General features: G+C 60.8%; 9 protein-coding genes. 5 read left to right on the top strand and 4 right to left on the bottom strand.

The genetic code is table 11. The features are described from left to right. The first annotated feature begins 418 nt into the window (after positions 1-418). Both E4P00_RS18085 and E4P00_RS18080 read left to right on the top strand, forming a co-directional pair. Positions 419-1,177: a hypothetical protein gene (locus tag E4P00_RS18085; RefSeq protein WP_248132381.1), complete on the top strand. Its 759-nt coding sequence runs from the start codon at positions 419-421 to the stop codon at positions 1,175-1,177. 135 nt (positions 1,178-1,312) lie between these two features. Beyond that, positions 1,313-2,125, top strand: a complete 813-nt coding sequence (locus tag E4P00_RS18080) for an alpha/beta hydrolase (RefSeq protein WP_032877070.1) — start codon at positions 1,313-1,315, stop codon at positions 2,123-2,125. Between the two features lie 35 nt (positions 2,126-2,160). Here E4P00_RS18080 and E4P00_RS18075 read toward each other — a convergent pair whose 3' ends face one another. From E4P00_RS18075 to E4P00_RS18065, 3 genes are all read right to left on the bottom strand, one after another. Further along, the gene (locus E4P00_RS18075) at positions 2,161-4,128 is read right to left on the bottom strand and encodes a methyl-accepting chemotaxis protein (protein ID WP_216090969.1); all 1,968 of its coding nucleotides are present in this window, start codon (positions 4,126-4,128) and stop codon (positions 2,161-2,163) included. 113 nt (positions 4,129-4,241) lie between these two features. Continuing rightward, positions 4,242-5,654, bottom strand: coding sequence for a PLP-dependent aminotransferase family protein (locus E4P00_RS18070; RefSeq protein WP_078820740.1), 1,413 nt, complete (start codon positions 5,652-5,654; stop codon positions 4,242-4,244). 200 nt (positions 5,655-5,854) lie between these two features. After that, on the bottom strand, positions 5,855-6,616 hold the full coding sequence (locus E4P00_RS18065; RefSeq protein WP_032877073.1) for an SDR family oxidoreductase: 762 nt from the start codon (positions 6,614-6,616) through the stop codon (positions 5,855-5,857). Positions 6,617-6,844: 228 nt separating this feature from the next. Between E4P00_RS18065 and E4P00_RS18060 the strand changes: the two genes are divergently transcribed. Continuing rightward, complete coding sequence (locus E4P00_RS18060) at positions 6,845-7,852, top strand: NADP-dependent oxidoreductase (protein WP_248132379.1); 1,008 nt, start codon at positions 6,845-6,847, stop codon at positions 7,850-7,852. A 595-nt stretch (positions 7,853-8,447) separates the two neighbouring features. Here E4P00_RS18060 and pyrF read toward each other — a convergent pair. Then, positions 8,448-9,146 (bottom strand): orotidine-5'-phosphate decarboxylase, encoded by a 699-nt coding sequence (gene pyrF, locus E4P00_RS18055; RefSeq protein WP_005786636.1) that lies wholly within the window; start codon positions 9,144-9,146, stop codon positions 8,448-8,450. Positions 9,147-9,403: 257 nt separating this feature from the next. Here pyrF and E4P00_RS18050 point away from each other — a divergent pair, with 257 nt between their 5' ends. Next, the gene (locus tag E4P00_RS18050; protein ID WP_032877075.1) at positions 9,404-10,168 is read left to right on the top strand and encodes a response regulator; all 765 of its coding nucleotides are present in this window, start codon (positions 9,404-9,406) and stop codon (positions 10,166-10,168) included. Then, positions 10,168-11,202 carry an ATP-binding protein gene (locus E4P00_RS18045; RefSeq protein ID WP_005786632.1) on the top strand — a complete coding sequence of 345 codons (1,035 nt, stop codon included), beginning with the start codon at positions 10,168-10,170 and terminating at the stop codon, positions 11,200-11,202. Before E4P00_RS18050 ends, E4P00_RS18045 begins: the two co-directional genes overlap by 1 nt. Positions 11,203-11,294: the final 92 nt, after the last annotated feature.

Genomic DNA, 11,294 nt, shown 5'->3' with positions numbered 1-11,294 from the left:
TGTTACCGCCGTGAAAGGGCGGTGTCCTAGGCCACTAGACGAAGGGGACACACGTACAACATTCACTCCCTACCGCGTTTCGCTGTGTGCTTTACGCTGTAAGTGGCGCGCATTCTATGGATGGATTGAAAGGTCGTCAACCCCCAAGGATAAATTTATTTAAATCAATGACTTCGCCATGGTTTGCCGGCCCGTGCGGGCATTGTCGCCGCTGGAGCCTTGGCGCCTATATTCTGGCGTTCAACAAGGCGTTATAGTCTGCCTGGGCAAATGATGGCAATGTGCACCCATTCGGAAGCGCTTACCTATATAGAAGAAACTACCCGGGCAACTGGTCGATCGGTCCTATCCGCCGGGTGCCCCAGTCACTACACTCCACAGCAAACCCTATAAAGAGGTCACACCGGTGACACCACTCATGATCACCCTGCTGGTAATAGCCGGGATCGTAATACTGATCGCCATTGGCTACATGAACCACGTGGTGGAAAACAACAAGCTGGAAAAGAAGCGTACCGAGATCGAGCTTAACGATCGGCTGCGTCGCTGCGGTGAAATCACCGAGACTTTCCCCGGCCAACTGATGACCCCGGCGCTCAAACTGTTGCTGGCTCGCCTGGAACTGAACGTCAACCAGCGCCTGTTGAACCTCAATAAGTCCAGCGCGCCAATCAAGGCACGTATCAGCGAGCTGAATGCGTTGATCGCCCAGGGCGAATCGATTCCGGTGGCCAACCCACCTGCGCCGATCCAGACCGAAGCCAAGGCCAAGGACGTGCGCTTTTTGCTCGAAGCCCTGCACGGCCAAGTCACCCGCGCAGCCCAGGACGGTTTCCTGCCAACCAATGAAGCCAAGCACTGGATCAAGGAAATCCGTCATATCCTGGTACTGCTGCATATCGAGTTCTTCAACAACCTCGGCCAACATGCCCTGCTGCAAGGCCAGCCCGGCCAGGCGCGCCTGGCGTTCGAACGCGGCGTGCAGTACTTGCGCAAACAACCGGAACCGGTGCTCTACAACGCACAGTTGCAACTGCTGGAGTCACAACTGGCCCGCGCCAACTCCACGGTGCTGACCAACAGCCAACCGGCAGAAGACGAAGTCAACGAGCTGACCGAAGGTTTGAAGGTCGTCGATGCCGACGCCGAGTGGAAAAAGAAAGCTATCTACGACTGACAGCCCAGTCAATAACGTGGGAGGGGTGTCAGTTGGATGGCACCCTCACACCATATGCCATCACTTTGCATCTATCCCCCCGCCCCCGACTAGCGTAAAAAAGTGCCCCTCACTCCGTGAAGTTAGAGGCCTGCTATGCCTGTTGCCGTGATTGATGGACAACCGCTGCATTACCTCGACCAGGGCAGCGGCCCGGTCGTATTGCTTGGTTCAAGTTACCTGTGGGCTCGCGACATGTGGACGCCGCAGATTGAAGCGCTGTCCCAGCAATACCGTGTAATAGTCCCCGAGCTGTGGGGCCATGGCGAGTCGGGCCCGATGCCCACGCAAACCCGGTCCCTGGATGATCTGGCTCGCCAGGCCCTGGCGCTGCTGGATCACCTGGACGTCGAGCAGATCAACCTGGTGGGCCTGTCGGTCGGTGGCATGTGGGGCGCGCGCCTGGCACTACTGGCGCCCGAGCGCATCAACAGCGTGGTGCTGATGGACACCTACCTCGGCGCCGAACCTGAAGCGACTCGCCAGTATTATTTCTCGCTGTTCAAGATGATCGAAGACGCCGGCGCCATCCCCGAGCCGCTACTGGATGTGATCGCACCGATCTTCTTTCGCCCGAACATCGACCGTGAATCGGCGCTGTATCAGGACTTTCGCAAATCCCTGCAGGGATTCCCCCGCGAACGCCTGCTCGATAGCATCGTACCGCTGGGCCGCCTGATCTTCAGCCGTGAAGATATCCTGGAGCAATTGCCGCGTCTGGACGCCGACACCACCCTGATATTGTGCGGCGAGCAAGACACCCCCCGCCCACCTGCCGAATCCGAGGAAATGGCCGGACTGATTGGTTGCGACCTGATCCTGATCCCCGAGGCCGGGCATATCTCAAGCCGCGAAAACCCGGACTTCGTCAACGAAGCACTGCTGACCTTCCTCGCCAACAACGCCTGACCCCCTTCGCCTTGCTCGCCGCACCCCAGCGGCGATCACAGGCGGAAATGCCCCACCATCCCCTGGAGTTCCACGCCCAACTGCGCCAGCTGGACGCTTGATGCTGCATTGCCTTGCATACTCAGCGCCGAATGATCGGCACTTGCCCGAATACTGGTGACGCTGCGGTTGATCTCTTCGGCCACCGAGCTTTGCTCCTCGGCGGCGGCGGCGATCTGTTGGTTCATTTGCTGGATCAGTGACACGGCGGCCGCAATGCTGCCCAAGGCACTTTCGGTTTGCAGGGCATCACCGACCGCCAGTTTCACCAGTTCGCCACTTTGCTGGATCTGCTGCACCGACGACTGCGCCGCACTGCGCAAGGTGCTGACCAGCCGTTCGATCTCCTCGGTCGATTGCTGGGTGCGCTTGGCCAGGGCCCGTACCTCGTCGGCCACCACGGCAAAGCCACGCCCCTGCTCACCGGCACGCGCCGCTTCGATGGCGGCGTTCAAGGCCAGCAGATTAGTCTGCTCGGCCACGCTATTGATCACGCTCAGCACGGCGCCAATGTTCTGGATCTCTGCGCTGAGGCTTTCGATACTCGCGCTGGCACTGTTGCTTGACGTGGCCAGCAATTCGATACGCTGCAAGCTCATGCGCACCACCTGCTGGCCGCTGTCGACCTTGGCATCCGCCGTCTGTGCAGCTTGCGCCGCTTGCTCGGCATTGCGCGCCACATCGTGCACCGTGGCGGTCATCTGGTTCATCGCCGTGGCAACCTGTTCGGTTTCTTCCTTCTGACTGTTGACCTCGTGGTTGGTCTGTTCGGTAACGCTGGACAGCGAATGCGCGGAACTGGCCAATTGTTCAATGCCGGCCTGCAACCCGCTGACCATCTGGCTCAAACCGCTGCTCATCTGCTGCATGGCTTGCATCAATTGGCCAATTTCATCGCGGCGGCTGACCTCCATGCGCCCGCTCAGGTCACCCGAGGCAATCTGCTGGGCCACGGCGATCACGCTGCGCAACGGCGCAACGATCAAACGGGTAATCAGCCAAGCAGCAATCAAGCCCACCAGCAACGCCAAGGCCGAGGAAGCGATGATCAGCAGCGTGCTGCGCTGCAACTGCGCCTGCATGGACTGATCTTCAGCGGCGTACGCCTGATTGACCTGGCTGACCACTTGCTCGGCGCGATCATGCAGTTGCGTATAGACCAGCTTTTCCTGGGCCAGCAGCCCGATGTACTCGCCGAGCTTTTCACTGAATGACGCGATATGCCCGCTGACTTCGTTGAGTACGGTCTGGTAGCCCGCGTCCTTGACGCTGGCTTTCAACTTCTCGACCTCGGCCAGGGCCTGGTCGGCCTGCTCGATCTTGCCCTGTGCGCCGTCGTCTGTTTCAGCCTTGCGGCTCTGATCCAGGCGCACTCGCGCTTCGTTCATGGCTTGCAGCATCAGGCGCGACACCTGGCTGACCTGCCCCGCCTGCTCGATAAACTCGGCGCCCTCCTTGCCCTGGCTTTCCTTGAGGCCATAAGCGCCGTCGTCGGCGAGGCCGGCTTGCAACACGTCCAGGTTATTGGCCACGCTGGACACCGACCAACTGGCCATTTCCAGCGCCAGATCCTTGGCCTGGGTCAAGTCGACGAACTCGTCAAACGCCTTGCGATAGGCAATCAAAGCTTGCTCGACATCACTCATCACTCGCTCGTTGACGGCGGACCGGGCCTTGAGGCTGATGGCCTGGGCCAGCAATGCGTCAACACTGCCATGCAGGGCGTCAACAGCCTTGGGGTCGGCGTGCAGCGCGTAGTTCTGCTCGATCACGCGCACCTTGAGCAGCTCGCTATTGAGCGAAGACATCTGTTTGAGGCCATCAAAGCGCTGACCGACGGTGTGCAGGGCCCCTACACCGATCGCCGCTACCAGGGCCGTCAGAAGGAGTACCAAGGTAAAACCCAAGCCCAGTTTTTTTGCCATGCCAAGGTTGGCGAATCGTCGTTGCACGCCCCAAATCATTGCACTTGATCCTCTTGCAATGGCAGATGCCATAAGCCAGGTTTACAAGCAGTGAGAGTGGCAACCCCAGGGCACTGAGCACAAGCCGCTGGCGCCGCAATAATGGCAAAAAGCTACACGCCCGTCGTTTTCAGAATGGTCGAGGTCGATCTGGTCGGCCCCATGGCACGGAACAACGCCAGTGCGCGCTGATCCCCTGCATAGGCCACATTGATGCGTAGCCAGTCGCTACGCTCCCCGGTGGGGCTGAACAGCGCGCCGGGCGACAGCAGCACGCCGAGCCGCCGTGCACAGGCCTGCAGCCGCGATGGGTCCGGGATGCCCGGTCGCGCCCACAGGAACATGCCCCCTGCGGGAACGGCAAAGACCTGCCACTCTTCATCCTCCAGCACCTGTAAAGTCGCAGCCATCTGCGCATTCAGGTGCTTGCGCAGGCGCTGCACCCACTTACGGTAAGTGCCGTTGCTCAACAAGGTTGCCACCATGGCTTCGGCAAAGCGCGAGGTGCCGAGCCCCGTCAGGGTCTTGAGGTGAGCCAATTGCGCAATGAGCGTGGCACTGGCGCAGAGGTAACCCACGCGCAGGGCGCTGCTCAGGGTCTTGGAAAAACTCGACACATAGATCACCCGGTCATTGTGGTCCAGCGCCGACAAGCGCGTGCAACTGGCATGTTGCAGGTCGCCGTAGACATCCTCTTCGATGATCAGGAAATCCCGCTCTCGCGCCAGTTCCAACAACCGCTGCGCCACCGAACGGCACAGGCTGGTGCCGGTGGGATTGTGATAAAGGCTATTGATGAACAGGCACTTGGGCCGATGGGTTTGCAGCAATATCTCCAAGGCTGGGATATCCGGGCCGCCACGGGCGCGCGGAACCTCCAGCAGCGTGACACCCTGCAACGCCAACTGGCGATAGAGGTTGCCATACCCGGGTGTTTCCACCACAACCTCATCACCAGCCTTGAGCAAGGTACGTATCAGCAAGTCCTGGGCATGGCTGACGCCATGGGTGGTGAGAATACAGTCCAGGCGGGTGGCTATGTGAATCTGGGTCAGACGCTTGAGCAGTTGTTCGCGCAGCACCGGCAGCCCCAAGGGCGTACTGTAATTGAACAAGGCCCCGGTATCGGTACGACTGAGTTCGCGGATCGCATAGCTGATGTCATCGCTTTCGCGCCAGGCGTCCGGCAGCCAGCCGCATCCCAGCTTCAGCTCGCCCAGCGGGCTATCGGTAAAAGCGCCCCACAGTTGCTCCGCGCCTTCGTACCAGTGGCGTTCCTGGTCAGTGGCGGGTTGCGCCACCACAAAACCCGAGCCGTGCTTCGGAGCCAACAGGCCCTGGGCCACCAACCGCTCGAACGCCTCGATCACGCTGGACTGGCTCAGCAGGTTGTCGAGGGCCAGTTGCCGAATGGACGGCAAGCGCGTTCCAGGGCTCACTCCTTCCTTGCGAATCCAATGGGCCACCGCGCTGACGATTTGCTGAACAACCGGTACCAGGGCTTGTCGATCGATCCCTAAATCCATGAGCCACTCACTTCAACTGTTTGTTAACCCAAAACAGTTAAGCACAGAAGCCCGCCAAAACTTGCTGCCAAGTTTTATTAAAGTATTGATTTTATTGGATTATTTACCTAATGATACATATTCGAACACGGCCCACTGCCCCCTATGGAAACGCCCCACAGCACCTCGCCCTATTTTCGAATGCCGTGCGACTTGCCGTCCTAGATCGCCGTCGCGCCGCCATCCACCGCCAGGGACTGGCCGGTGGTAAAGGCGGCACCATCACTGCACAGGTACAATACGGCGCTGGCGACTTCCTCAACCTTGCCGATGCGCCCGACCGGATGCATGGCCGCCGCGAATTCGGCTTTACGCGGGTCGGCCTCGTAGGCGCGGCGAAACATGTCGGTATCGATCACGGCAGGGCAGACCGCGTTCACGCGGATCTTCTTTTTCGCATACTCAATGGCTGCCGACTTGGTCAGGCCGATCACTGCGTGTTTGGACGCCGCATAGATGCTCATCTTCGGCGCCGCCCCCAGCCCGGCCACCGATGCCGTGTTGACGATTGCTCCGCCGCCCTGGGCCAACAACAGCGGCAACTGATACTTCATGCACAACCAGACGCCTTTGACGTTAACCCCCATGATGGCATCGAACTCATCCAGGCTGCCGTCGGCCAGCTTGCCTTTCTCGATCTCAATCCCGGCGTTGTTGAAGGCATAGTCCAGTCGTCCATAGATGGCGACCGTCTGCGCCATCAATTGCTGTACGTCCGTTTCGAGCGTGACGTTGCAACGCACAAACACCCCTTCGCCGCCGGCCTGGCGGATCAGCGCAACAGTCCCCTCGCCCCCCGCCACGTCGAGGTCGGCAACGACCACCTTCAAGCCTTCGGCCGCGAACGCCAGCGCAGTGGCGCGACCAATACCCGCGGCGGCGCCGGTTACCAGGGCGACCTGGCCAGAAAATGTCATGCTCATGGGAACTGTCCTATGGGAGTGGTAACGGTGGCGCGAGTCTAGCCAACACAGGGATCAGCGCGTCAGCACTATCAGACGGCGGGTTAGCGCTGCATGAATCGCAGTGATAAGTCTACCTGGATGGTTATCAGCGATGCCTATCGACGGGCATTCGCCTCCCGCAGACAACCTTGCCCTGGCGTCACTGAAGGGCTATCACTCATGATTCATTTCCAAAGAGTCCTTGCCATGACCGCCCAGACCAACCGCCAATTCCTGCTCGCCAAACGCCCGGTCGGTGCGGCCACGCGAGAGACCTTCACCTACCAGGAAGTGCCGGTGGGCACGCCTGCCGACGGCCAGGTCCTGGTACGCAATGAATACCTGTCCCTCGACCCGGCCATGCGTGGCTGGATGAATGAGGGCAAGTCCTACATCCCGCCGGTCGGCATCGGCGAAGTGATGCGGGCGCTGGGCGTCGGCAAGGTGATTGCCTCGAACCATCCGAACTTCGCGGTGGGGGACTACGTGAATGGCGCCCTGGGCGTGCAGGATTACTTCCTCGGCGAGCCCCGTGGTTTCTACAAGGTCGACCCCAAGCTTGCGCCCCTGCCCCGTTACCTGTCTGCCCTGGGCATGACCGGCATGACGGCTTACTTCGCCCTGCTGGAGACCGGTGCGCCGAAAGCCGGTGACACCGTGGTCATTTCCGGCGCCGCGGGTGCCGTGGGCAGCATCGCCGGGCAGATCGCCAAGATCAAAGGCTGCCGCGTGGTGGGGATTGCCGGCGGTGCCGACAAGTGCAAGTTCCTGCTCGATGAGCTGGGCTTTGACGCCGCCATCGACTACAAAAGCGAAGACGTACCTGCCGCCCTCAAACGCGAGTGCCCCAAAGGCGTGGACGTGTATTTCGATAACGTCGGCGGCGATATTCTCGACGCCGTGCTCAGCCGCCTGGCACTCAAAGCCCGCGTGGTGATTTGCGGCGCGATCAGCCAATACAACAACAAGGAAGCCGTCAAAGGTCCGGCCAACTACTTGTCGTTGCTGGTCAACCGTGCGCGCATGGAAGGGTTTGTGGTGATGGACCACGCGGCGAACTTCGCGGCGGCCGGGCAGGAAATGGCCGGCTGGATGGCCCAGGGCAAGCTCAAGAGCAAGGAAGATATTGTCGAGGGGCTGGAGACCTTCCCGGAAACGCTGATGAAGCTGTTCAGCGGCGAGAACTTCGGGAAGTTGATACTAAAAGTCAGCTGACACACGGCAGATCTAAATGTGGGAGGGGGCTTGCCCTAGGCTTTTGTAGGAGTGAGCTTGCTCGCTCCTACAGAGGGCGATGTACGCTTGACTGACTGGCATTAGGGCTTGCCCACGATGACCATGCTGACTCGCTGCTTGCTCTTGCTCTTGCTCTTGCTCTGCTTTTGATCTTAGGCGCCCCGTTAAACCACGCTGGCCGGAATTCGACAGGGATTTGGGGGGTAAACCGGCAGGGATGCCGGTTTTAGCCGCCCCGCGCCATGGATGGCGCGTGGCGGCGGCCCCCCAAATCCATGGCGGATTACGGGCACACCGAGCCCAGGCGAGGTGCCGAGTGGTGGGGCAAGAGCCCTTTGGTTACTTTGGGGCTCTCTTTTCCAAAGTGACCCGCTGTAAAAGCGGAACCAACAGTGGCCGTTACCTAAATAACAGATATGTACTCGGTCTGATCCAAGATCCTGGTCGGCCCCTAGGCCGCCATCGGGAGCAAGCCCCCTCCCACAGGGTCCGGCGGCGTACAGAAGTTGTATAGATACCCATGGCTAACGGGGGCAAGCCCCCTCACACATTTTTTACCGTGTTCCCCTGAGTATCAGGCGATTTCGGCAACCACCGCGGCCAGTGCTTTGGCCGGATCCGCCGCCTGGCTGATCGGACGGCCGATCACCAGATAGTCCGAACCGGCATCCAGGGCCTGGCGCGGGGTCAGGATACGGCGCTGGTCATCCTGCGCGCTGCCCGCCGGGCGAATACCCGGCGTCACCAGTTGCAACGACGGGTGGGCGTTCTTCAGGGCCTGGGCTTCCAGGGCCGAGCATACCAAGCCATCGAGGCCGGCTTTCTGCGCCAGAGCCGCCAGGCGCAATACCTGCGTCTGAGGCTCGATATCCAGGCCAATACCGGCCAGGTCTTCGCGTTCCATGCTGGTCAGCACGGTCACGCCGATCAGCAGCGGTTTGGGGCCGCTGCGCTGTTCCAGCACTTCGCGGCACGCGCTCATCATGCGCAAGCCGCCGGAGCAGTGCACATTGACCATCCACACGCCCATTTCGGCCGCAGCCTTCACGGCCATTGCCGTGGTGTTGGGGATGTCATGGAATTTCAGGTCCAGGAACACTTCGAAGCCTTTGTCCCGCAGGGTGCCGACAATTTCCGCCGCGCAACTGGTGAACAGTTCCTTGCCGACCTTGACCCGGCATAGCGTGGGGTCCAACTGGTCAGCCAGCTTCAGTGCGGCGTCACGAGTGGGGTAATCCAGGGCGACGATGATAGGAGTCTGGCAGACGGACATTGGAATGGGCTCTCAGGCAAGTCGAAATCGGCGCGGATTGTAGCGCAAGCAGCGCCGTTGCGGGATCCGATGATCGGTAAATACTGATCAAGTGCCCGATACACGCGATTTCGAGCACTTGTTTCAAAGTCGATACATTCACGACACGCCCTCAACACGCCGCCCGGCTAGCCTCGCACACTATCGCACGCCCAGCATTTCCAGCCACGGCGCTGGGCGCCTATGCTGACAGCACTACTCAGGCAGATGATCGCACTATGCAGACCCCTTCCGTCCCCGTAAACGAAGAGCCTAAAGGCACGACGATCGCCGAAGACAAGCGCTGGACCACCCGTGCGCTGATCGTCGACGACGACGTGCCGATCCGCGAACTGCTGATCGACTACCTGGCGCGCTTCAATATCCTGGCCTCGGGCGTCACCGACGGCACCGCCATGCGCCAAGCCATGCAAGCCGAAACCTTCGATGTGGTAGTACTGGACCTGATGCTGCCGGGCGAGGACGGGTTGTCGCTGTGCCGCTGGCTGCGTGCCGAGTCGGACATTCCGATCCTGATGCTCACGGCCCGCTGCGAACCCACCGACCGCATCATCGGCCTGGAACTGGGCGCTGATGACTATATGTCCAAACCATTCGAGCCCCGGGAGCTGGTGGCCCGTATCCAGACCATCCTGCGCCGGGTGCGCGATGACCGCACCGAGCAACGGGCCAACATCCGCTTCGACACCTGGCGCCTCAACAGCGTACTGCGCCAGTTGGTGGCCGATGACGGCCTGGTGGTGCCGCTGTCCAACGCCGAGTTTCGCTTGCTGTGGGTGTTCATCGAACGCCCGCGCCGCGTATTGAGCCGCGAGCAACTGCTGGATGCGGCCCGTGGTCGCTCCATCGAAGCCTTTGATCGCAGCATCGACTTGCTGGTATCACGCCTGCGCCAGAAACTGGGAGATGACCCCAAGGCCCCGCAGTTGATCAAGACCGTACGCGGCGAAGGCTACCTGTTCGACGCCCGGGATATCGGTTGATGCGCGCCACCTTCAATACGCTGTTCGGGCGACTGTTCGGCCTATTGCTGGTGGCCATTGTGCTGGCCCACGTGCTGGCTCTCTTCTGGTTTCACCACTACGGCCGGCCACCGCCTCCGCCTCCCCAGGCGTTCGTCGAACAACCGGACGGCACCCTCAAACCGCTGCGCAAGGAACCTCGCCCTTGGTTTGGTGGCCCGCTGGTACCGCTGACGTTTCAATTTATCTCGTTGATCATTGCCGCCTGGTACGGCGCCAAGCTGCTGAGCCGGCCGATCCAGCGCCTGAGTGCCGCAGCCGAGCGCTTGAGCGTCGACCTCGACAGCCCGCCGCTGGTGGAATCCGGCCCGCGCGAGGCAAGGCAAGCGGCCTCGACCTTCAACCTGATGCAAAAGCGCATCCGCGAACAAGTCAGCCAGCGGGCACGTATGCTCGGTGCGGTCTCTCACGACCTGCGCACCCCGTTATCACGCCTCAAACTGCGCCTGGAACAGATCGAAGACACCAAACTGCAAGGCCAGATGCGTCAGGACCTGAACGACATGATCGATATGCTCGACGCCACCCTGAGCTACCTGCACGAACAACGCACCAGCGAGACGCGGCATTGGCTCGACGTGCAGGCGCTGGTGGAGTCCCTCAGCGAGAACGCCCAGGACCAGGGCTGCGACGTGCAATTTTCAGGCACCTGCGCGCCCTTGCAAGTGCAGCCCATGGCCCTGCGCTCATGCCTCAACAACCTGATCGACAACGCGCTGCGCTATGCCGGCATGGCCCGGGTAGAACTGGCCGACAGCCGTGGCGCACTGGTGATCAGAGTGATCGATAACGGCCCGGGAATCGCCGCCGATAAACGCGAGGCGGTGTTCGAACCGTTCTTTCGGCTGGAGGGATCGCGCAACCGCAATTCCGGAGGGGTCGGTTTGGGGATGACCATTGCCAGAGAGGCCGTCGAGCGGCTTGGCGGGCACTTGAGCCTGGAGGACACGCCGGGTGGTGGGTTGACTGCGGTGATGTGGTTGCCGAGGGGCTGAGGCTTCTCCCTTCTACACAACTGTGCAGCTTGCCGCCCCCACGGTAACCACGATGCGAAGCGAGCCGCTCTTGATCTTGATCTGCTTTTGAT

The organism is Pseudomonas sp. B329 (assembly GCF_023127835.1).
GTDB classification, from domain to species: domain Bacteria; phylum Pseudomonadota; class Gammaproteobacteria; order Pseudomonadales; family Pseudomonadaceae; genus Aquipseudomonas; species Aquipseudomonas synxantha_A.
Note: the sequence above shows the minus strand (reverse complement) of the source record. Positions and strands in the feature narration are given on the sequence as shown.